The 22,868-nt window shown below is 67.6% G+C and carries 17 protein-coding genes; 3 read left to right on the top strand and 14 right to left on the bottom strand.

Annotated features, from left to right (window positions below; translation table 11 throughout):
• Positions 1–491 precede the first annotated feature (491 nt).
• On the bottom strand, positions 492–3,626 hold the full coding sequence (locus YWM_RS26670) for a serine/threonine-protein kinase (RefSeq protein ID WP_052345063.1): 3,135 nt from the start codon (positions 3,624–3,626) through the stop codon (positions 492–494).
• Between the two features lie 153 nt (positions 3,627–3,779).
• Positions 3,780–6,599, bottom strand: a complete 2,820-nt coding sequence (locus YWM_RS25365) for a serine/threonine-protein kinase (RefSeq protein ID WP_052345064.1) — start codon at positions 6,597–6,599, stop codon at positions 3,780–3,782.
• A 135-nt stretch (positions 6,600–6,734) separates the two neighbouring features.
• Here YWM_RS25365 and YWM_RS0117360 point away from each other — a divergent pair, with 135 nt between their 5' ends.
• Positions 6,735–7,079, top strand: a complete 345-nt coding sequence (locus YWM_RS0117360; protein ID WP_211232518.1) for a hypothetical protein — start codon at positions 6,735–6,737, stop codon at positions 7,077–7,079.
• A gap of 95 nt (positions 7,080–7,174) precedes the next feature.
• Here YWM_RS0117360 and YWM_RS0117365 read toward each other — a convergent pair whose 3' ends face one another.
• The 8 genes from YWM_RS0117365 to YWM_RS0117410 form a co-directional block, all read right to left on the bottom strand.
• The gene (locus YWM_RS0117365; protein ID WP_028851759.1) at positions 7,175–7,690 is read right to left on the bottom strand and encodes a putative immunity protein; all 516 of its coding nucleotides are present in this window, start codon (positions 7,688–7,690) and stop codon (positions 7,175–7,177) included.
• A 598-nt stretch (positions 7,691–8,288) separates the two neighbouring features.
• Positions 8,289–8,963 carry a hypothetical protein gene (locus YWM_RS0117380; protein WP_028851761.1) on the bottom strand — a complete coding sequence of 225 codons (675 nt, stop codon included), beginning with the start codon at positions 8,961–8,963 and terminating at the stop codon, positions 8,289–8,291.
• A gap of 128 nt (positions 8,964–9,091) precedes the next feature.
• Positions 9,092–11,482 (bottom strand): ATP-binding cassette domain-containing protein, encoded by a 2,391-nt coding sequence (locus tag YWM_RS0117385; RefSeq protein WP_028851762.1) that lies wholly within the window; start codon positions 11,480–11,482, stop codon positions 9,092–9,094.
• 85 nt (positions 11,483–11,567) lie between these two features.
• On the bottom strand, positions 11,568–12,023 hold the full coding sequence (locus tag YWM_RS0117390) for a pyridoxamine 5'-phosphate oxidase family protein (RefSeq protein ID WP_028851763.1): 456 nt from the start codon (positions 12,021–12,023) through the stop codon (positions 11,568–11,570).
• Complete coding sequence (locus YWM_RS0117395; RefSeq protein WP_028851764.1) at positions 12,020–12,433, bottom strand: VOC family protein; 414 nt, start codon at positions 12,431–12,433, stop codon at positions 12,020–12,022. The genes YWM_RS0117390 and YWM_RS0117395 overlap by 4 nt, the downstream gene beginning before the upstream one ends.
• 10 nt (positions 12,434–12,443) lie before the next feature.
• On the bottom strand, positions 12,444–12,884 hold the full coding sequence (locus YWM_RS0117400; RefSeq protein WP_028851765.1) for a helix-turn-helix transcriptional regulator: 441 nt from the start codon (positions 12,882–12,884) through the stop codon (positions 12,444–12,446).
• Positions 12,885–12,925: 41 nt separating this feature from the next.
• On the bottom strand, positions 12,926–13,387 hold the full coding sequence (locus YWM_RS0117405; RefSeq protein ID WP_028851766.1) for an NUDIX hydrolase: 462 nt from the start codon (positions 13,385–13,387) through the stop codon (positions 12,926–12,928).
• A 19-nt stretch (positions 13,388–13,406) separates the two neighbouring features.
• Entirely contained in the window at positions 13,407–14,717 is a 1,311-nt protein-coding gene (locus YWM_RS0117410; protein ID WP_028851767.1) for a cytochrome P450, read from the bottom strand.
• Between the two features lie 110 nt (positions 14,718–14,827).
• Between YWM_RS0117410 and YWM_RS0117415 the strand changes: the two genes are divergently transcribed.
• Positions 14,828–16,087 carry a S8 family serine peptidase gene (locus YWM_RS0117415; RefSeq protein ID WP_028851768.1) on the top strand — a complete coding sequence of 420 codons (1,260 nt, stop codon included), beginning with the start codon at positions 14,828–14,830 and terminating at the stop codon, positions 16,085–16,087.
• A gap of 399 nt (positions 16,088–16,486) precedes the next feature.
• On the opposite strand, the gene YWM_RS0117420 is transcribed toward YWM_RS0117415, so the two are convergent.
• From YWM_RS0117420 to YWM_RS0117430, 3 genes are all read right to left on the bottom strand, one after another.
• Positions 16,487–16,735 carry a hypothetical protein gene (locus YWM_RS0117420; protein ID WP_028851769.1) on the bottom strand — a complete coding sequence of 83 codons (249 nt, stop codon included), beginning with the start codon at positions 16,733–16,735 and terminating at the stop codon, positions 16,487–16,489.
• Between the two features lie 77 nt (positions 16,736–16,812).
• A complete protein-coding gene (locus tag YWM_RS0117425; protein WP_028851770.1) occupies positions 16,813–17,145 on the bottom strand; it encodes a hypothetical protein in 333 nt (110 codons plus the stop codon).
• A gap of 180 nt (positions 17,146–17,325) precedes the next feature.
• A complete protein-coding gene (locus tag YWM_RS0117430; RefSeq protein WP_028851771.1) occupies positions 17,326–17,622 on the bottom strand; it encodes a hypothetical protein in 297 nt (98 codons plus the stop codon).
• A gap of 155 nt (positions 17,623–17,777) precedes the next feature.
• Here YWM_RS0117430 and YWM_RS0117435 point away from each other — a divergent pair, with 155 nt between their 5' ends.
• A complete protein-coding gene (locus YWM_RS0117435) occupies positions 17,778–21,758 on the top strand; it encodes a type VII secretion protein EccC (protein WP_043661473.1) in 3,981 nt (1,326 codons plus the stop codon).
• On the opposite strand, the gene YWM_RS0117440 is transcribed toward YWM_RS0117435, so the two are convergent.
• On the bottom strand, positions 21,730–22,839 hold the full coding sequence (locus YWM_RS0117440; protein WP_043661476.1) for a VanZ family protein: 1,110 nt from the start codon (positions 22,837–22,839) through the stop codon (positions 21,730–21,732). The two genes, YWM_RS0117435 and YWM_RS0117440, sit on opposite strands and share 29 nt — an antisense overlap.
• Positions 22,840–22,868 lie beyond the last annotated feature (29 nt).

The raw sequence follows: 22,868 nt of genomic DNA on the forward strand, positions 1-22,868 counted from the left end.
AGGGCGCCTACGGCGTCGCGATGCGATGGGCTACGCCCACCCTTGACGCCAGCGCCACGACGCTAGGAACGGCAGGGGCGAAGGGGGCGGGGTCGCGAGGTCAGTGCCAAGACCAATGATCAACGAATAACTCATGACTTTCGTCCAGGCGCTCTCGCCAAGCCGGAACACGTGGCCCGGCGCGTCGGAACGCAACTGACTACACACTAAAGCTCGCAGTCGCGTGCCCTCTGCGTGCCCTGCATGGGGGTCAACGGGGGCCACAGTGGGCAACTCTCGCCGGAGCGTCACTGCAGCTCACCCCCGTCTTCCGGGTGGCACCGATTGATTCCCAAGCTGAGAACGCGGGTTCGATTCCCGTCATCCGCTCCACACGCAAAGGCCCAGGTCAGAAGCCATCCACTTCGGACCTGGGCCTTCGTCGTGCGTGGGGNCGGGGCCACCTGCGGGCCATGAGCGCGCGGGCCACACCACTCCCGAGCTGCCAGTCCTCATCCGTCGAGGGTGCCGCGCACGGCCCACACCGGCCCCGTCTCGTATTTCGGGTAGTTGGACAGCACCGGGTGGATCCGGTCGTTGACGATCATGTAGTCCTCCCCCACGACATGGGGCAGGCGCGTCTCGCGGTCGCCTTCCCACGTGATCCGCCCGGTGTTCCCGTCGGCGACGACCGCCTTGTCGGTGATGCCGGGAACCACGCCGACGACTTTGCCGTCGTCGCTGATGGTCAGCGCCCGGACGGCTTCCGCCAGTTGGTGCGCTTCCCCGGTCTCCACATTAACCGCCGCCGCGGCCGAGCTGGTGCCGACGAACAGCCACTTTTCGTTCGGTGACGGCAGTACGGTGGCGTCGAACGTGGCCCGGTCGTCGAAATCGGTTTGCGCGATGACGCCCCCCGTTTTGTCGTGGACGGAGACGACGGTCTTCGGGCCACCCTCCGGCGGCCGGACGACGGACAGCACCACTACGTAGTCGCGGTAGGAGCCGATCAGCAGCCGGTAGTCCACGCCGTGGCCCGGCGAGATGGATTCGTCACCGTCCGGGTCCCACAGTTCCGCGCCGCCGACGTCACGCACTACGAACGAAAAATCCGTTCCTTCGGCGAACCAGCCGTCGCCGACCGCCTCGATGCGCCGATACTCGGTGACCGGAAGGTCGATCGCCGCACCGCTCTCCGGATCGATCTGCCTGCCCTCCGACCTCATGCTGTCGTAGAAGACCACCGCGTCGTCCTTGGAGCTCTCGTAGAGGATTTCGTCCGCTTCCCAGACGACCGGCTCGGTGGTGCCGTTCGCATCCATGGGCATGAACGCGGCAGCCGACCCCTTCTCGGTGGTGTAGGTCAACGCGGCGTAGGGCTTGCCGTCGTGATGAATGACGCGCAACCACCTGGCTGCGTCTCCGGTCTGCGGGGTGTAGGGCGCTTCCACCAGTCCGGGCAGCGGACCGGTCGACCACAGCTGCTTGCCTGTCTTCCCGTCGACCGCTCGCATCTCGAAGTTCTCGCCGTCGTGTCCGACGAGGACGACTTTGTCCTGGTAGGCGACCATTTGCTCGGCCGTGGATTGCCACTGGCAGCTTTCCCGGGCGACGCCGGGCAGTACGTTCTCCGGCGGCGACGTCGCGCAGCCGGTCGCCGGAGCGGCTTCGCGCCCCGCCCCTGCGGCCGGACGTGCTTCCTCGCCGAGGGTGTTCACGACCACCACGCCGCCAGCGACCACCGCAGCGATGGCGAGCGCTGCGGCGATGAGCTTCGCCGCGGTGCCGGCCAGCAGGCCACCGGCAGCCGCGCCTCCGAGGCCCGCAGCACCAGCCAAGGCTGGTTTCCCGACCGGGCCGGTGGTGGCGGGGCTTGCGTGGGCGCCTGTGTCGATCGGGCCTGGGCTTGCGTGGGCTCCTGAATCGACCGGGCCGGGGCTCACGCCCGGTCCGGCTGGGTCTGCGGCGCCGAGATCCGTGGCTCCAGCGCTGACACCGGTGGAGTCCGGGACGGTACCGGGATTGGCAGCGCCTGCGGGATCGGTGCCAGTGGCTGGTCCGGCGCTCGTCGTTTCGCCGCTCGGTGTTCCGGGGTTGCCATGGGTCGTGCCGGGGCCCGGCCCGGTCGAGCCGGTACTGGTGCTGGTCGAGGTGGTGCCGCCGGGAGAGCTGGTACTTGCGCCGGTCGAGCCGGTACTGGAGCCCGTAGTGCTGGATCCCGTGGAGCCGGTTCCGGCGCCGGTGGTTCCCGCGCTCTCCGCCGAGCTCCCCGCGCCGGACCCGGTCGTGGCGCCGCTGGGTGCCCCTGATCCAGCGCCGCCCCCGCCCGCCGCGTTCGTGCCCGCCGAGCCGGCCCCGGATGTACTTCCTCCCGCACTCGCCGAACCGGTGCTTGCCGTGCTCGCTCCCGACGAGCTCGTACCGGCTGTGCCCCCTGCACCCGCCCCTGTACCGCTGGTGCCCGTGCCTGCCGAGGTAGCGCTGCCTGCCGATCCGCCGGCGGTCGCGCTGCTGGAACCGGCCGAGCCCGCGGAGACCGCTGAGCCCGACGTGCCGGTTCCGGCCGAGCTGACGCCGGCCCCTGTGGAGCCGCTGCCGGCCCCGGCGCTGCTCACGGTGCTGGAGGCGGAGCCGACGCTGGTGCCCCCGGCGCCTGCTGACTCCGCCACGGCCGCCGCAGAGCCGCTGACCGTGGTGGTTCCAGCCGTGTTGCCGGCGGCCCCTAAAGCGGAAAGCCCACTGGTGGCGGACCCGGCGACGGTCGTGGTGGTAGTGCCGGCCAGGGCAGCGAGCGGCGTAAGGGCGACCAACGTGCCGGCTGCGGTGGCCAGAGCTTGCCAGGCGCGGCGCTCCCAGTCAGGGCCGTGGGCCGCTGCCGCGACGCGCTCCAGCTCGGTGACGAACACCTCGGCGTTGGTGGGCCGGGCGTGCGGGCTCTTGGCCATCCCGGCCGCGACGAGCCCGCGGACGTGCTCAGGTACTCGGGACAGGTCCGGAGCCGCCGCTTCGTGCAGCCTTCTCAGCTCGTCGTTCGTTTCGGCGACGAAAGGCTTGTCGCCGGTGACGCACTGATAGAACACGCAGGTCGCGGCGTACACGTCGGTTGCGGGAGTGCCGGGTTGGCCGGCCCATTGCTCGGGCGCCATGTACGACGGTGACCCTGCGGTGAGACCCTGCCTGCCGTCCAACACCGCCAGGCCGAAGTCCACCAGCTTCGACACCCCTTGATCGGTGACCAGCACGTTGTCGGGCTTGTAGTCGCGGTGCACCACGCCGACCTGGTGAGCGGCGGCGAGCCCCAAGAGCGAGCCCTTCAGCACCGACAGCGCTGCCTCGACCATCAAGACGCGCTCGGCATTGAGCATCTCCCGCAGCGAGACCCCGGGAACGGCTTCCATCACCAACGCAGCGACATCCGCCGTGACCTGGAAGTCGAACAAGCGCACCACGTACGGCGACTGGACCGACGCCATCAGCGTCGCCTCGCGGCGAAAGCCCTCCAGTACCGCGTCGTCGGTGAGATAGCGCTGGTGGAGGTACTTGATCGCCACCACCGTGCCCGAAGCGTCATGCCGAGCGAGCACCACTCGGCCGAAGCCTCCGGTGCCGAGCGTCTGCAACTCGGTGTAGCCAGCCAGCCGTCCCACAACCGCACCTCTGACAACCCAAAATCCGTCGATCTCCCGTACGCGATCTTGGACGTGGCGTGATCACTGTCGGTGCCCAGTCAGTCACAAGTTGATCGGAATGTGAGGTTGTGGGCGTGCCCGCCGGGAAGGCCGGTGCCAACCGCCCGGGCTTCAGCGGCGTTCGAGTTCGGCACCACCGTTCGGCATGGTGTAGTTCAGCCCGTCGTCGGTGCGCTCGAGGGTGATGTCGACCGGCGTCAGGCAGGTGTCCTCGGGATCGTCGGTGATGTCTTCGGTGATCTCCACCCGCTCCGGCGTCGCGCTCTCCAGCCGCCAGGTTCCCGAGCAGTCCAGGCCCGGGTAGCTGACCGTGCCGACGATGTCGCCGACCTTGCCCGTGCGGATCTCGACCTCCAACCGGTACGTCGTGTCGACGTTCGGCTGATCGACATCGCCGACCGACTGCCACGTGCCGACGAAATAGTCGTCAAGCGTTGATTCCGGCGGTGCGGACGTCGCGGGCCCGTCCGGCTCGATCGTCCCGCGCAGCGCCCAGACGGTCCGGTTGGCAGGCGGTTCGGCGTCGGGCAGTGCCGGGTGGATCCAGTCGCCGAGCACCACGTAGTCGGCGGTCGCCACGACCGGGATCCGCGTCGCGCGGTCCCCCGACCACGTGATCTGCCCGGTTTTCCCGTCGGCGACGACGGCGAGGTCGCGAGCTCCGGTGACCACGCCCGCAACCTGGCCGACATCGGTGATCGCGAGCGGTTTGACCAGGTCATCGAGTTGCCGTGCTGCACCGGACGCGAGATGGATCGCCGCGGCCGCGCCGTCGGTGGTGACGGCGAGCCACTTCTGGTTCGGCGATGCCACCACCGTCAGGTCGTGGACGTCGAAAGAGGCGCCGAAGTCGGTATCGGCGACCACATTCCCCTCACGGTCGTGCACGGACAAGACCATGTCGGTTCCCGCGTCGGTCGGCACCAGCGGTGCCAGCATGACCAGGTACTCGCCGTGGGCCGCCAGTGCCTTGTAGTGCACCGGCCAGCGGATGCGGTCGGGGCGTTTGTCGTCGGGGTTCCACAGTTCGTCACCCTCGAAATTCCGGACGACGAAGGTGGTGTCATCGCCTTCGGCGTACCAGCCGTCACCGACGGCCAACACCCGTTTGGACGCATCCGCCGGGAGTTCCGCGGCTTGGCCCGTGGTCGGGTCGATCACCTGCGGGGTTTGATCGAGTTCGTCGTAGAAGACCATGGCGTCGTCCGCTTCGGCGTGAATGCGGACGGTCTCGTTCGACTCCCACGTGACGGGTTCGGCGTCGGCGTCGGCGTCCAACGGCATGAAGGCCGCGGCCGACCCGCTCTCGGTCGTGTAGTTGAACGCGGCGTACGGCTTGCCCTCGTGCCGGACGACCTGCAGCGAGCGAGGTGCGTCGCCGTCCGTTCGTCCGGCAAGCGGTCCGGTCGACCACAGCTGCTTGCCGGTCGCGCCGTCGACCGCACGCATCTCGAACTTCGAGTCCTTCTGCGAGATCAGCACGACTCGATCGCCGTAACCCACGATCTGTTCGGCCGAGGTTTGCCAGCGGCAGTCCGTGCGGTCCGAGCCAGGCACCAGGTTCTGCGGTGCCGCGTCCGTGCAGCCCTGTTGTGCGGATTGCGTCGGCTCGTCCCCACCGACGGCTTGTACGACCACCACGCCGCCGACGACGAGGGCCGCGGCGGTGATGCCGGCCGCGACGAACTTGGCTGTGGCGGTGGCCAGCAGTCCGGTGCTTGCGGCTGCTCCGGCTCCGGCCGAGGTGGCCACGGCGGTAGCGCCTGCACCGGCGGCGCCTGCTGTGGCGCCCGCACCCGCGCCTACTGACGTGGCCCCGGCGGCGACGCCGGCTGCTCCGCTGCCGACTCCCGCGCCGGTTCCCGTCGCTCCGGTGCCGACTCCCGCGCCTGTTCCCGCTGCAGCGGTGCCTGCTCCCGTCCCGACTCCTGCGCCGGCCCCGGCTGCGGTTCCACTGACACCGCTTCCGACGCCGGCGCCGGTGCCCGCGGTGGTGCCCACGGCTCCCGCGGATCCGGCCCCGGTGGCGACTCCCGCGATCGGTGTGCCGGTCGCCGTCGCGGCCAGCAACGCCAGCGGCGAAAGGGCTACCAGGGCGCCGGCTCCGGCGGCGAGAGCTTGCCAGCCGCGGCTCTCCCACTCCGGCCCGTGGACCGCGGTGGCCACCCGTTCCAACTCGGCGACGAACGCTTCCGCGGTGGGGGGCCGGTGTTGCGGGTGTTTGGCCATGCCTGCGGCGATGAGGCCGCGCAGGTGTTCGGGCACCAGCTCCAGGTTGGGCGCGGCGGTTTCGTGCATCACCTTCAGCTCGGCCGACGTCTCAGCGGCGAAGGGCTTCTGTCCGGTGATGCACTGGTAGAACACGCAGGTCGCCGAGTACACATCGGTGGCAGGCGTCCCCGGCTGGCCAGCCCACTGTTCGGGCGCCATGTACGAGGGAGAACCGGCTGTGAGGCCTTGGTGGCCGTCGAGCACCGCCAACCCGAAATCGACCAGCTTCGACACGCCGCGGTCGGAGACCAGCACGTTGTCCGGCTTGTAGTCGCGGTGCACGACACCCACCTGGTGCGCGGCGGCGAGCCCCAAGAGCGAGCCCTTCAGCACCGACAGCGCGGACTCCGGCGCCAGGGCGCGTTCGGCGGCAAGGATCGAGCGCAACGACACCCCGGGCACGGCTTCCATCACGATGGCCGCGGTGTCGCTGAGCACCTGGAAGTCGTACAGCCGCACCACATAGGGCGAGTTCACCGACGCCAGCAGCGCGGCTTCGCGGCGAAAACCCTCGAGTACCTGCTGATTGGTCAGATACCGCTCGTGCAGGTACTTGATCGCCACGAACGTTCCGGACGCTTCGTGCTTGGCCAACACGACCCGGCCGAAGCCACCACTGCCCAACGTCTCGATCTCGGCGTAGCCCGCCAGTTTTCCCACCGCGCACCCCTTGCACCAGGCGTCTCCACACCTTCAGACGCGAGACAAGGGTGACCGGTGCCCCGACTGTGGCGTGAAGTTCGCAAAATACTCACCACGTCACCGGATCGTGGCGTTTTCGGTCAGACTGGTGGCATGGATCCGGCACGAGTCGAGGACATGCGGCCGCAGTGGCGCGGCACAGGTGACGCGAAGTTCCCCGCGGCCGCACGGGTCGCCGACAGCTGGTGGGTGCTGCGGGGCAACCCGTTCCCGGATCACCCGGCCTGGACGTTGTTCATCGACGGCGAGGCCAGTTTCGACCTCGACGACTTGCCGGACGGCTGGGGTAAGCCACGGCAGGCACGACAACGCCTTTCCGACGCCGACGTGCGCGAGGCACTGGAGCCGGTGCGCGCCTTCGCGGTGTACGGCAGCGAGGTCGGGCGCCCGTGCGACGACCCGTTCTGCTGCGGACCCGAGACGAGCGGCCAGGTCTAGGGCCGCTGGGCGTCGCCGCGGTGGCGACGCAGCGGTCGACCTTCGGGACGGCTGCCGGCTGAGGTGCCAGGGTGATCTTGACCGACGCCGGTCGATCAGACGTCGAAGACGTGCCAGCAGATGTCGTTACGGAGCCTCTGGTCGTCCAGCACCAACTCGCGGATCTGTGGCGGGAGCTGGTCGCGCTGCCAGTGACACTCGCGTCGGCCGGCGGCTTCCGCTTCATCGGCCGGGACCGACGCGCGAACGGCTTTGATCGCGTAGGCCGCTGCACCCAGCTCGTGTGCTGCTACGTGCGCGACGACCGCGGCTTGCCCGGCTGCGTAAGCGGCGAAGCGGGCGGCGCCGGTGAGGTCGCGGGCGGCCCCCATGGCGTGGCCGCCCGCAGCGCGCGCCTGCATCATCCTGACTTCGCCACGGATCCAGGCCCGTGCGTGCTCGATCGCCGCGCGCGGACGCGGATCGTCCGGGCGGACTGCTTCGAACAAGGGAAGCACGTGTTCGGCGCATGTGGCCGCCCACTCGGCGAGCAAGCGGTGGTTCTCGTCGGTCAGCGTTCCACCGCGACGGATCGTCACGAATCGCATGTCGCGCACCTTGGGAAGAATCACCGGCACTCCTTCCTGGTGGCGGCGTTCGCAGCCTAGCCCGGCGGTTGTCCCGAACCGGCACAGCGTCGGCCGTCATGTCGTCGGCGCGCGGTGTCTGGGGCGGAAACAACTCACTGTCCGCACACGAACGGTTTGTGGGCGGTGATGGTCCCGGGAGGGGGGGCGACAAATGAGATGGACGATCGTCGTGGCGGCGGCCGGGCTGCTGCTGACAGCCTGCGGCGGATCCTCCAGCGACGAGCCAGGTCGGAACGAGAATCTGGCGGCGACGACGTCGCGATCGCCGTTGCGGGTCTCCGAGGAAGCGGCCTGTGACTTGTTCTTCGAAACGGACGATGCGCCAGGTCCGCGCGCCAACGCGATCATCATGACCGCTGCCGAGGACCCGACCTTGAGCGACATCGACTCCAGCCAGGTGCACGAGGTCATCGAGGATCTGGACTTGCTCCCCGGGATTGGGAACCGATCATCGCCGCGCTGCAGGGTCCGTTGCGAGAGATCGAGGACGCCCTGATCGAAGGCAGCGACGCGAGCATCGACCTGCAGGACTACCGCGCCGCCGGATTCGAGATCGCCGCCCGGTGCGAGGAATGACCGATCAGCGCCAGGGCAGGTGGATCCCCACCATTGCCGCCGCCTGTAGAACATCGCGCGACGGACGCCCGCGCAGAGGTTCGGTCTCGGCCACCACAACCGTGGTGTGGCTGCGGCGTGAGTCGTAGTTGCGGCCGGTGAACGTCACCCCGAACTGGCGCTGCCACATCCTCATCGCGACCGGCTTGATGTCGCCGGTGCCATGGATGTCGATCAGCCGTTTGAACTCACGCGCCGTTCGTTTGGTGGGCATGCGCACCCACGAGACGGCGAGAAGCATGCTGTTGCCGCGGCCGTCGCTGAGCGGCAGCACCAGGCGGCGGAGCGAGCGACACGGATGCTCGACGAAGTACGCCTGCACCTTGCCGTAGGAGTTCACCACGCACGATGCGTTCGGAATCCGGCGCATCGTGCCCTTGCGCAGCCCGAGTTGGCGCCACGCGCGCGTCGGCTTGGCACGGATCGTCTTCTTCGCCTTGACGACCTTGGCCCGCATGGCCGAACTCAAGCCGCTGGTCAACCCGGACCCGGCGCCACCGACGGTTCCGATACCGCCGAGGCTCGGGCCTGCCGCGATCAACGTCGCCGCCGCGCCTGTTGCGACCATCGTGCGCGCTTTGGACTTCTTGCCGGTGAGCGGATAGACCGTGCCGTCCGGTCGCGTTCTGAACTCGGTCATGCTTTCCCCCCAAGGCGCCACGAGGATGATGTCATCGCAGGTCAGCGCCCTGGAGGCAGTTGGCAACAAGTTCACGCGCACAGAGCAACGCCCGCCGCGGAAGGCGCGCGGCGGGCGTTGGGCTGCCCTCAGGCTCCGACGTACTCGGCGAGATGTCGGCCGGTCAGCGTGGACCGGTCGGCGATCAGCTTGGCCGGTGTCCCCTCGAACACGATCCGGCCGCCGTCGTGGCCCGCGCCCGGGCCGAGGTCGATGATCCAGTCGGCGTGCGCCATGACCGCTTGGTGATGTTCGATCACCAGCACCGACTTGCCCGAGTCCACCAGCTTGTCCAGCAACCCGAGCAGCTGCTCGACGTCGGCCAGGTGCAGACCGGTGGTGGGCTCGTCCAGGATGTAGATCCCACCCTTCTGCCCCATGTGCGTGGCCAGCTTCAGCCGCTGCCGCTCACCACCGGAGAGCGTGGTCAACGGCTGTCCGAGGCTCAGATAACCCAAGCCGACGTCGGACAGGTGCTCGAGAATCTTGTGCGCCGCCGGCAGCTTGGCCTCGCCGTCGGCGAAGAACTCCGTCGCGTCGGCTACCGACATCTCGAGGACTTCGCTGATGTTGCGGCCGCCGAAGGTGTACTCCAGCACCTCCGCCTGGAACCGCCTGCCCTCGCACACCTCGCACGGGTGGGACACCGTGGCCATCATCCCGAGGTCGGTGTACACCACACCCGCGCCGTTGCAGTTCTGGCACGCGCCTTCGGAGTTGGCACTGAACAGGGCGGGCTTGACCCCGTTGGCCTTGGCGAACGCCTTGCGGATCGGGTCGAGCAGACCGGTGTAGGTCGCCGGGTTGCTGCGCCGCGAACCGCTGATCGCCGTCTGGTCCACGGTGATGACGTCCTCGCTGGGTTTGATCGAGTGGTGAATCAGCGAGCTCTTACCGGACCCGGCCACACCGGTGATCACACACAGCACGCCCAGCGGGATGTCGACATCGACGTTCTGCAGGTTGTTCGCGTCGGCCCCGCGGATCTGAAGCTTGCCGGTCGGCTCCCGCACGGTGTCTTTCACCGACACGCGGTCGTCCAGGTGCCGCCCGGTGATGGTGTCGCTGGTGCGCAGGCCCTCGACCGGACCCTCGTAGCACACCTGGCCACCCGCGCTGCCCGCGCCGGGGCCGAGGTCGACGACGTGGTCGGCGATCGCGATGGTCTCCGGCTTGTGCTCGACGACCAGCACCGTGTTGCCCTTGTCCCGCAGCCGGGTCAGCAGGTTGTTCATCCGCTGGATGTCGTGCGGGTGCAGGCCGATGGTGGGCTCGTCGAACACGTAGGTGACGTCGGTGAGCGCCGAGCCGAGGTGGCGGACCATCTTCACCCGCTGCGCCTCGCCCCCGGAGAGCGTGCCCGACGGCCGGTTCAGCGACAGGTATCCCAGCCCGATCTCGATCATCGAGTCGACCAGGTGGCGCAAACCTGCCACCAGTGGCGCCACGCCCGGGTCGTCGATCTTGCCGAGCCATTCGGGCAGGTCGTCGATCTGCATGGCGCAGACGTCGGCGATGCTCAGCCCGTGGATCTTGGACTTCCTGGCGTGCTCGGCCAGCCGCGTACCGTCACAGTCCGGGCAGGTCTTGAACGTCACGACCCGGTCGACGAAGGCCCGGATGTGCGGCTGCATCGCCTCCCGGTCCTTGTTCAGATAGGACTTCTGGATCTGCGGGATCAGGCCCATGTAGGTCAGGTTGGTCCCGTCGATCTTGATCCGCGTCGCTTCCTTGTACAGCAGGTCGTGCAGCTGCTTCTTGGTGAACTTCTTGATCGGCTTGTCCGGGTCGAAGAACCCGCAGCCGCGGTAGATCCGCCCGTACCAGCCCGACATGCTGTAGCCGGGGACCTCGACGGCGCCTTCGTTGAGCGACTTGTTCTCGTCGTACAGCTCGGCGAGGTCGAAGTCGGTCGCCGACCCCTTGCCTTCACACGTCGGGCACATGCCACCGAGGCGGTTGAACGTCGCCTTCTCCGCGATCGTCTTGTTGCCGCGCTCGATCTTGATGGCGCCGCTGGCCGACACCGACGGGACGTTGAACGAGAACGCCGCGGGCGGGCCGACGTGCGGATCGCCGATCCTGCTGAACAGGATGCGCAGCATGGCGTTGGCGTCGGTGACCGTGCCGACGGTGGAGCGGGCGTCCGCGCCGAGTCGCTCCTGGTCGACGATGATCGCGGTGGTCAGCCCTTCCAACATGTCGACGTCGGGCCTGGCCAGCGACGGCATGAAGCCCTGCAGGAACGCGCTGTAGGTCTCGTTGATCATCCGCTGGGATTCGGCCGCGATCGTGCTGAACACCAGCGAGCTCTTCCCTGAACCGGACACGCCGGTGAACACCGTGAGCCTGCGCTTGGGAATCTCCACGCTGATGTCGCGCAGGTTGTTCTCTCGCGCTCCCTGCACCCGGATCACGTCGTGCGTGTCCGCGGGATGCTGGCCGACCGTGGTGGTTCCGTCCTGACTGGCGGTGCTCATCGCTCTCCTTCGTTGCGGCCGACGATCGGCAGGTATCCGCTCGTCGCCGGTTATCGGTTGCCGTGGCCGGTGGCGTTACCGCCGGTCAGACCAGCCACTGTCCGTCTTGCATCAGCAACCGGCCGGATATCTCGTTCGCTTCGCGCCACGCCTGGATGCGGCGCGGGGTCAGTACGAACCAGCTGTACGGTTCGGAGGTTCGTCGCGGGTCGAAGCCGGCGCGTCGCACGAAGCTGTCCGCGCGCTCGTCGGGGATGTGGTCGGGTACCTCGACCGTCGCGTCGATCATCACGACGTCCCGGAACTCGCCCAGCGCCACCCGAGCCTGCTTCGCGGCGGCCAGATTGCGCCCCGTGACGCTGTCGGTCGCGGTGGCCAGCAGCAGCGTCCGGCCGTCCCAGTCGAACGACAGCGGCACCAAATACGGCGCACCGTCCGGTGACGCACTGCTGACCCATGCGTCGATGTCGTTGTTCAGGCGATGCTCGGTGTCGCGGCGGCGCTGGTGGCGAGTTCGGGGTCGCGGCACTGTGGCGGTCATGCTTCCTGGTTGAGACGAATCATGGTGCCTGCCGGGTCGCGGAACGCGCAGTCGCGCACGCCCCACGGCTGGTCGGTGGGCTCCTGAACGACCTCCACGTTGTCCGCGGCCTGGATCTTCTCGAACGCGGCGTCGACGTCCTTGGTCGACAGCACCACCATCGTGTAGGTGCCCTTGGCCATCATCTCCTTGACCACCCGCTTCTCGTCCTCGGTGATGCCGGGGTCGGCGAACGGCGGGTGCAGCACGATGGAGGTGTCGGGCTGGCTGGGCGGGCCGACGGTGATCCACTGCATGTCACCGTGCCCGACGACGTTGCGGACCTCGAATCCGAGGGCGTCGCGGTAGAACTTCAGCGACTCTTCCGGATCGGTGTGGGGAATGAATGTGTGCGCAATTTTGATGTCCATGCCGATGACGCTAGACGCGGCGTGACGGCATTGCTTCTCGATTCCTGATCGGTCTGGCCACGTGCTTACTCACGCAGGTCGGCAGGCCCGCGAGCTCTTCGGCGCACTCCCGCTTGTAAACGCTCGGCGACATCCCGACCAGCTCGGTGAAACGGGTACTGAACGTGCCCAGCGAGGAAAAGCCCACCGTGAAGCACACTTCGGTGACACTGAGGTCTCCTCGGCGTAGCAGCGCTTTCGCCCGCTCGATCCGTCGCGTCATCAGGTAGCCGTACGGGGATTCGCCGTAGGCGGCGCGAAACCTGCGGCTGAGGTGGCCCGCCGACATGTTGACGCCGCGCGCCAGCGCCTCGACGTTCAGCGGCTTGTCGTACTCGCGGTCGATGCGATCCCGCACGCGCCGCATGAGTACCAGCTCGCGGAGGCGTTCCTCCTCGGCGGACCGTGCCATAAGGAGATCGTGCCACGGTCCACCGACCAGAACCCAGGTTTTCAGTCGAGCAGTTCGACCAGCCGGTCCATCAGCACGGATTGGGCTTTCACGACCTTGCTGCGGGCCGTGGCGATGTCGAACCACGCGACGCGGTCGAGTTCGGGGAATTCCTGCCGTCGACCGGAGCGAGGCGGCCACTCCATCTCGAACGTTCCCGGCTGAAATGTCGACAAATCGACGTCGCCGAGCAGTGCCCACGCGGTGACGACCTTGCCGCCGGACTGCCGGATCTCGCCCAACGGTCGAAGGTCCCCAGGCGGTAGCGCTATGCCGAGCTCCTCGACGAACTCGCGGCGGGCGGCTTCCTGCGGTGTCTCGTCGTCGGTGTACTCGCCCTTCGGGATGGTCCATGCGCCGTCGTCCTTGCGGCTGAAGAAAGGGCCACCCATGTGGCCGAGCAGGACTTCCGGCCGGTGCGGATTGCGGTACAGGAGGATCCCGGCGCTGCGCTTGGCTGTCACGCCGTCAATCCTGCCGCGGTCAGCGGCGATGCACCCGGATGCGGGTCCCGCGGGCCGGGGTCAGCGTGATGTGCCGTGCGCGGGTGCGTTCGCGTGCGGCACGTTCCGGTTCGAGGCGGTAGCGGGACAGGATTTCCTTCAAGATGATCGTGCCCTCGAGCTGGGCGAAGCCGGCGCCCAGGCAGCGCCGTACGCCACCGCCGAAGGGCAGCCAGGTCGCGGGCGTCGCGCTGCCGTCGAGGAACCGCTCGGGTCGGAACGCCTGCGGGTCGGGGTGATGCGCCGGGTCGCCGTGGATGACCCCGATGCCTGGCAGGACCGTGTGTCCCTTGGGGATGCGGTAGCCGTTGAGTTCGATGTCCTCGGTGAGTGTGCGGGCCACGTTGTAGATGACCGGGTGCAGCCGCATCGCCTCCTTGAGCACCGCTTCCAGGTACTTCTCGTCGTCCTCGTCGGCGGCTTGAATGGCGCGGTTCTGCAGTTGCGGGTCGCGGGCCAGGTCGTGCAGCGCCCAGGCCAGCGCGGTCGCGGTGGTCTCGTGGCCGGCCAGCAGCAACGTGACCATCTGGTCGCGCAGTTCGGCGTCGGAGAGTTCGTCGCCGTCGATGCGCACGCTGAGCAGCTGGGACAGCACGTCGGTGCGGTTGTCGAGGTCGGTGACCTTGCGGCGTTCGGCGATCTCGGCGTAGAGCAGGTCGTCGACGTGGTGGACCAGCTCGCGGAAGCGTCGCCACGGGCCGTACTTCCGCAACGACGGCACGAACTCGCCGATGTAGATCGGCATCGGCTGGGTGACGAGCTTGGTGATCGAGCGGCGCAGGTCGTCCAGCCGCGGGCCTTCCACCACGCCGAACACCACGCGCAGGATGATCTCCAGGGTCAGCTGGTTCATGCGCTGGTGTGCGGAGAAGACCGTGCCCGGGCGCCAGGATTCCGCTTCGGCGACGGCCAGCTCGGTCATGGTCTCGCGGTAGCCGCGCAGTGCCGCGCCGTGGAAGGGGGGCATGAGCAGCTTGCGCATCCTGCGGTGCTCGTCCTCGTCGAGGATGAGCACGGAGTGTTTGCCCATGATCTGGCGCAGCACCCGGTTGCCCTCGCCCGCGTGGAAGACCTCGGGAGAGCCGGAGAAGACGATCTTGTTGAGCTCGGGGGTGTACAGCAGGACGGACGGGCGGCCGAGCAGTTCGATGGCGACGACGTCGCCGTAGCGCTTGCGCAGGCGCGGCATCACCAGGTGTCGATAGGGAAACAGGAACGTCTGCAGGGCGCCGGGCAGCTTGGGGCCTGGGGGTGTCGGCAGGTGCTGGATGCGCGCCTCGGTGGTCGTCATCGCCCTCCCTTCGACATCCCTGATTTATACGCTTGTCTATGAGGGGTGTCCAGGTGGCCTTTTGCGGTCAGCGGGGCCGGTGGTGGGGCGGGACCACTGACGATGACGGTGTGAGACGGATTGCCGCGGTGTGTGCTGTCGCGCTGGTAGGCGGGATGGTGGTGACGCCGAGTGCCGTCGCCAAGCCGCCGGCCGGCGCGTGCAACAGCGCTGATCCCGGGATGCAGACCGTGTCCACGATGCCGTGGGCGCAGCGGACGTTCGATCCTCGTCGGGCCGTGTGGCCGCACAGCACCGGGAGGGGTGTCGTCGTGGCGGTCGTCGGGTCCGGCGTGGACGCGGATCATCCGCAGCTGCGGGGTGCGGTTCTTCGTGGGACGGATTTTCATTTCGAGGGCAGCTTGCCGGGGAACTTCGACTGCGACTCGCAGGGAACGGCTGTCGCGAGCCTGATCGCCGCTCGTCCACGGGCAGGCGTGGGGTTTGCCGGGCTCGCGCCCGGTGCCGAGGTCCTACCGGTGCGGGTGAGCGACCGGAGCGCGACGGCCTTCGGACCCGGCGAGCAGGTGACTTCGCGACATGTGGCGAGCGGCATTCGATATGCCGCTGAGCAAGGGGCGGACGTCATCGCGGTGACCCTGGCGTCCTCGCACAGCATTGCGCGCGTGCGGGACGCCGTGGAGTACGCGCGCAAAAGGGACGCCGTCGTCGTCGCGGCTGTAGGTGGTGCAGATGACGAGGGTGCCGGGGCAAGTTATCCGGCCGGTTACCCCGGGGTGTTGGGCGTCGCGGCGGTGAACTACCGGGGCACGCTGGACCAGTCGCGGGTGAGCCCGCACACCGATGTGGTGGCGCCAGGCGCGGATGTGCTGGCTGCGGCGCGCGAGCGCGGGCACAACTACTACAGCGGTTCGGAGTTCGCCGCGGGGTTCGTGGCGGCTACGGCTGCCTTGGTCCGGGCGCAGCATCCCACGATGAAGGCCGGCAAGGTGGTGCAGCGGATCCTGGCCACGGCCGATCCTTCGCGTGGGCTCGGCTACGGCAAGGGCATGGTGAACCCGCATCGGGCGCTGACCGACAAGCTGGTCGACGACGACCCCGTGCCGCTCGCGGCGATGAAGCCCCGCACCGTGGATCCGGCCTACGAGGCGGCGGTGTCGTGGTGGCGGCGGGCCGGCTCGATCGCCATGGCCGTCACCGGGCTGCTGGTGCTCGGCGCCGTGCTCGGGCTCGTGCTCGTTCCTTCTGTGCGGCGGGCGCGGCGTCGTCGCTGGTTGCCCAGCCGGGCTGCTCCCGTGTCGACCGAGCGCGTGGTGGAAGCGCCGCCTGACGAAGTGTTTCTGTTCCCGAAGCCGCCGGCTGAGCAGTAGACGCGCCACGACCCAGTCGCGTGAGGACGGAACACTGAGACGAGGTCCCGGGCGCCGTACGCAGGGCCGTCCGGACGCCGGGAGTCAGGCACCCCACGGGGCGCCGGGCCCGCCGCTGTCGCCCGTCGTGAGCAATCACATTCCCGCCCTCCCAGGAAGGGCGACTCCAAACCCCCGTGCTACGCGGGGCAGAGGCGTGATTGAACTGGGTGAACCAAACCTGTGGATAGGCATCCACAGGCTGTGGACAACTATCCACAGGAAGTTCCGCAGTGTAAGCGAGGTCCACTCGAAGGCACGGCTGCCGTGCGCCGGTTGTATGAAAGCTCGGTACACAACAGAGTCGCCGGGCGCGCACCGCACGCCCGGCGACCGGTCGGTTCGAAGGAAGTACGTGGGTCACATCCGAGGGGGTCGATTCCGGTGCAGGTTCTCCGCGAACTTCACCGTGGCAATCGAGTCGTCCACGGTCAGGGCGTCTTGCTGGGCGGCGGCGTCCAGCACGTCGACGTCAGCCATTTCGTAGTTGTGAAACTCCACGCCCTTGTCGAGCACCGCCGCGCCGGCGGAATCATTAGCGCCGTGCTCGACAAGAGCTTGTTTGATGTGCAGGCCACGGGTGGACAGATCAGCCCGTTCTTCGGCCATTGCGGCACGAATGGTCGACTCACCTAATAGGGCGTCAAAATCAACTCTTCGAATATTAGCCATAATTTTCCCCTGTGTCAGACTTGGGCGATCGCGCCGAAGATGTTCGAGTAGCGAACTTGGGCGTTGTCGTCGTTCTCGGCGTAGGCTGCGAGATGGGCACGGCCGTCGATGGCGGCTTGCCGAGCCGATTCCGCGGCCGGCAAGCAGCTCTTGGTGTTCATCAATTCGCTGCCGAGCAGCGATGCGTTGGCTGCATTACCCATGTACAGACCGCCGGAGCAAATCCCTTCCGTGGACCGCACCACGTCGTTGCCGATCTTCTCCAGCTCTGGTGCTGTCACGGTCTCTTCGTGCGTGATGTATGCCAGAAATTCGTCTTCGACGAGATCTAGCCGGTGTCCTGTCATGTTGTCAGTCCTCCTCGGGCCGGCCGCGCTTCATTCCGCGCGAACCACGTTCCTACTTCCAGGGCGAAAAATTGATGGGATTCGAATCACCTGCCTGACATGTTGCTGCCAGTCGTGAACGCTGACGAATACAAGGTCAGGACGTCGGCGCACGGCAGGAGAGTGTTCAGAATTCGACGACTACAGCCGCGCGATTGCGCGCTGAACGCACTGGGCGGAATTTTCGACGAGGGTACGGTGCGCGTTCGCCAGATCCTCCAAAACCTGAGAGTCGTGCAGCTCGGCCGTAGTCATCTTCTGCCCATAGCCGTTGGCGATGGCATCCCCGGCCGGGTCATGGGCGTACAGCTCGGCCAGTACTTCCCGCTTTCTCTGCGTCGTTACGGCACAATCGGCGCGCTCTTTGCTTCCCGCCGACATCGAGTCCGCGAGCCCGTTCACCGCTTCGAAGTCGACCCTAATTCGATCTCCGGTCATGATCCCTCCCCTTCCCTTCCGGGTGGATGACCTGGGACAACGGTAGGCCGGTAAAGCGGGCGCCTGAGAGGAATCGGCACCTTGCTGCCAGGTGGCAGCCGGGGGCTCGGTGGTGCGTGAATCTGACCGCTGTACGCCCAGCGAGGAGGAGTGCGGTGGCCACAGTCGTCGTGAAACGCCCGTCCCGGCGGCCGTCCCCTGAGCTGCCATCCGGGGAGCTGCTGCTGGACGCGCCGCCCGAGATCCCGGCACCGACCGGTCGTCAGATGACGCCGGTGATGTACATGGTGCCGATGTTTCTCATGCTCACGATGATGATGTTGATGTTTTCCCGGACCATGAGCGGGCCGCTGCGCTACGCCATTTTCGCGCTGTTCGGGGCCTTCTTCGTCGTCATGATCATCCTCATCGTGATCATGTCCGGCGCGGCGAACAAGAAAGAAATGGGCTACGCGCGCAGGCAATACCTGCGCAAGCTGGCCCAGAACCGAGTACGGCTGCAGCGCACCATCGTCAAACAGCGCGAGGCGATGGAGTACCTGCACCCGGCACCGCAGTCCCTCTGGGCTCTCATCCCCAGCTACCGGTTGTGGGAACGACGCGTGGAAGACCCCGACTTCCTCGTCACGCGAGTCGGCGTCGGGCGGCAAAGCCCCTCCACCCGGCCCATTCCCCCGGAAACCAAGCCGCTCGAGCAGTTGGAACCCCTGTCGGCACTTGCGCTGCGCCGCTTCCTCAAGACCTACACCGCGGTGCCGGACATGCCGCTGGCCCTGGCCCTCAACGGTTTTGCCCGCATCTACCTGCGCGGCGACCGCGACCGCACCCTCGGCCTGGCCCGCGCGATGATCGCCCAGCTGGCGTGCCTGCAGGCGCCGGACGATGTGCGAATCGCGGTGTGCAGCGACGAAGATGCCGCGCAGTCCGACTGGGAATGGGTGAAGTGGCTGCCGCACGCGCAGCACCCGGAGCGCACCGACGCAGCCGGCCCCGTCAGGCTGGTCGCCACTTCGGTGGCGGGCATCGAAGCGATGCTCGACGACATGCTGGCCAACCGGCCACGGTTCGACCCGAACGCGCGTCGCAGCGACGGGGCGCACGTTGTGGTCGTGATCGACGGCGGCACGGTTGCGGGCTCGGACCACCTCATGTCCGGACCCCGCCTGGAGGGCGTGACGATCATCGATCTGACGTCCGCCCCACCGCGAGCGCTGGACCGTTCGGCGCTCGTCCTCGACATCGGTCAGGACGGCAGGCTGACCGCCAACTCCTACGACGGTGAAACGGAGCTGGGCACAGCCGACCAGCTCGACGTCGTCACCGCAGAAGGCATCGCACGGCAGCTCGCCCCACTACGACTGACTGGCGTCGGCCGCGGCGAGGGCGCGCTGAGCGCCTCCCTCGACCTGGCGGAATTGCTCGACATCGGCGACCCCTACACGTTCGATCCGGCCAAGACCTGGGTGCAGCGGCCCAACCGGGAGAAGCTGCGCGTGATGTTCGGGGTGCAGTCCGACGGCACCCCGATCGAACTCGACCTCAAGGAGTCCGCCCAGGACGGCATGGGGCCGCACGGCGTGCTGATCGGCGCCACCGGCTCAGGTAAGTCCGAACTGCTGCGCACCCTGGTGCTCGCCCTGGCCGTCACCCATCCGCCCAACTCGCTCAACTTCGCCCTCATCGACTTCAAAGGTGGCGCGACCTTCACCCGGCTCGACCGGCTGCCGCACACCAGCGCGGTGATCACCAACCTCGAGGAAGAACTGCACTTGGTAGACCGGATGACCGACGCGATCAACGGCGAACTGGTTCGCCGCCAAGAGCTGCTGCGCGCGGCAGGCAAGTTCTCCTCGTTGCGTGACTACGAGAAGGCCCGCGCCGCAGGAGCGCCGCTGGAAGAAGTCCCGGTCCTGCTCGTCGTCATCGACGAGTTCTCCGAGCTGCTGTCCGCCAAGCCCGACTTCATCGACACGTTCGTGCAGATCGGCCGGGTAGGGCGCTCGTTGGGCGTGCACCTGTTGCTGGCGTCTCAGCGTCTGGATGAAGGCCGCCTGCGCGGACTTGAGGCACACCTGTCCTACCGCATCGGCCTGCGAACGTTCTCCGCCATGGACTCGCGGGCTGTGCTCGGCGTAACGGACGCTTACGAACTACCTCGCGCACCCGGCCACGGGTTCCTGCAGTTCGGCGTCGAACCGATGACCCGATTTCGTTCTGCCTACGTCTCGGGCGTCTACCGACGGACCGACCAAACCACCGGCAACGTCAGCGAAAAGCCGGAGCTGGATCTGCTGGATTACACAACGCACTACCAGCAACCCAGCGCCGAGGAGGACGACGAGCCTGCAGAGGACATCCCCGACGACGATGCGGTCGGCGAAAGTTTGCTGGACATCCTCACCCAGCGCCTGGAAGGCAAAGGCAAGCCAGCGCATCAGGTGTGGCTACCGCCGTTGGAGGAGTCGCCGACGCTGGATCAGCTACTGCAGCCGCTGGCCGAAACACCCGAGCGGGGCTTGTGCACCATCAACCCGCACTACGCGGGCCAGCTGCGCCCGGTGGTCGGCATCGTCGACCGGCCTTTCGAGCAGCGACGCGACCCACAGGTCCTCGATCTCACCGGCGCCGGCGGCCATGTGCTGGTGCTCGGTGGTCCGCACAGCGGGAAGAGCACCGCACTGCGAACCTTGATGGCCAGCCTCGCACTCAGTCACACACCTCGCGAAGTACAGATGTACGCCATCGACTTCGGCGGCGGCACGCTCAGCGTGATGCGGGGACTGCCGCACGTCGGCGGCGTCGCGGGTCGGCAGAACCCCGGCGCAGTGCGACGGACGATCGCCGAGGTCCTTGCTGTGCTCGACGAGCGCGAGAAGCTGTTCGCGGAACACGAGATCGACGGCATGGCCAGCTTCCGCGCGGCGCGCGCACGCGGCGAGTTCGCTGATCACGCCTTCGGTGACGTCTTCTTGATCATCGACGGCTGGGGCGCTTTCGCGAAAGAACACGACGCAGGCGTCGAGCAGGTGCAAGACCTGGTGGCGCGGGGACTGTCCTACGGCATCCATGTCGTGCTCTCAGTGGCTCGATCGTTCGAGCTCCGCATGCAGATGCGCGACATGTTCGGCAGCCTGATCGAGCTGAAGCTGGGCGACCCCATCGACAGTATGATCGACCGTGTGGCGGCACTTTCGGTGCCCGACGACAGCCCAGGCCGAGGCGTTTCGATGACGAAGCATCAGATGCTCGTCGGTTTGCCACGGGTCGACGGCGTGACCTCCGACCAGGATCTGCAGGCGGCCACCATGTCGATGACGCAGCTTGTCGCGAACTCGTGGCAGCACGATCCCGCGCCCTCCGTGCGCGTGCTGCCCGGTCAGGTCGACAACGCCACGCTGCCCGCTGACGAGCCGTCCGACGGGTCGCTGCCACTCACCGTCGGACTGGCTGAACGCGACCTCGGCCCCGTTCAATTGGACTTCCTCGATGTTCCGCACTGCCTGCTGCTCGGTGACACGAAAGCGGGCAAGACGAACTTCATCCGCACCGTCGCGCGCCGCATCGTGGACACCTACAGCCCGAAACAGGCGCGCATCGTGCTGCTCGACTATCGGCGCGGCCTGCTCGGCGAGGTCCCGGACAGTCATCTGGTCGGCTACGGCAGCGACTTCGCATCCGCACGCAGCATGGCGATGGAGATAGCCGAAGGACTGGCCACGCGGCGCCCTGGCCCGGACGTCACACCGGAGCAACTGCGCAACCGCAATTGGTGGTCCGGCCCGGAGTTGTTCCTGCTCATCGACGACTACGACCTCGTGGTGCCGAGCCTGAAGTCGGAAAACCCGCTGGCCCCGCTGCTCGACTATTTGCCGCAAGGTCGAGAGCTCGGCTTCCACGTGGTGCTGGCCAGACGCTCGGGTGGTGCGGGCCGTGCGATGTTCGAGATGTTCCTGGCTCGCCTGGTCGACATCGGATCAACGGGCTTCCTGATGTCCGCCCAGCGCACCGAAGGGCCGTTGCTAGGCGTGACCCGTCCCGAGACGCTGCCGCCCGGCCGGGCCAGGATCATCCGCCGCGGCGAGGACCCGGAGCTGATGCAGCTGTCGGTCACACCGAGCGTGCTCGAGGAAGGATGACGGTCGGCGCGTCCACGCGCGAGTCGACGATTTGCAGACCGGCGATGATGCCGGACAGCCCGCGGTGCCCACGCGGCCGGAACGCCGTGATCGCGCTGACCAGCAACAACAGTGACGACACGTCGTCGAAGTGCTTGTCGATCAGCAGGGACAACCCCTGCAGCAGGAAGTAGCCGCCCGAGCCGACCAGGAACCGCACGGTCATCCGCCACACCGCAGGCTTGCCGCCATCAGGGCCGACCGGGCGCAGCAGCACCACCCGCTGCCCGAACGTGGCGCCGTTGCCGAACAGCGGCACCACATACAGCAGCACGAGCGCAGGCACGTAGTTGCCGAGCAGCACCGACTCGACAGGTGACACGTTGTTCAGGCCGACGAGCAGCGCGTACGGGATGCCGATGAGGGAACCCAGCAGCATCACCGACAGCAGGTCGACGGCCATGCCCAACAGCCGACGGCGGGCAGTGACCGGGCGGGGTTCGCTCGGCGGCGCACTGATCCGCTGACCCGGGACCAGTCGCAGCACCGGAGCGGCCACGACGCCGAGCGCGGTACCGACCGTGTTGGTGATCAGGTCATCGACGTCGAACAGGCGATACGGGCACTCGAACAGGTACCAGACACCGGTCAGCTGCGTGCACTCGATGAACAGCGACACCGCGAACCCGACCACCACGGTCAGCAGCCACCCACGGCGGAACAGGTGCCGTAAGAACATGCCCAGCGGCACGAACAACGCCACGTTGAACACCGCTTGCTGAACCGCCGGATTGTGCAGCAGCGTCCCGGTCGACGTGGCCTGCTCGCGCCGGATGTCGCTGATGAACTGCAGCGGCCGCGTCTGCATCGCATTCGCAGCATGCTCGGCGCACCAGGCCGGCGTGGCGTCCGGGAACGGCAGCAGCGTGTAGGTCCACAGCGCCATGCAGTAGACGAGGAACGCCAGTGCCAGCAGCGCATGCCCCGCACCGAGCTCGCCACGCCTGCGGTAGCTGACCGCGATGTAGGGCACCGCCAGCAGCAAGGCCAGCGCCAAGCCCGCGACAAAAGCAGCAATGGCAGACGTGGTGGGGTCGTTCACGCGCGCATGCTAGCGACCTCGGTCCGCGC

This window comes from Thermocrispum municipale DSM 44069 (assembly GCF_000427825.1).
In the GTDB taxonomy this organism is placed as follows: domain Bacteria; phylum Actinomycetota; class Actinomycetes; order Mycobacteriales; family Pseudonocardiaceae; genus Thermocrispum; species Thermocrispum municipale.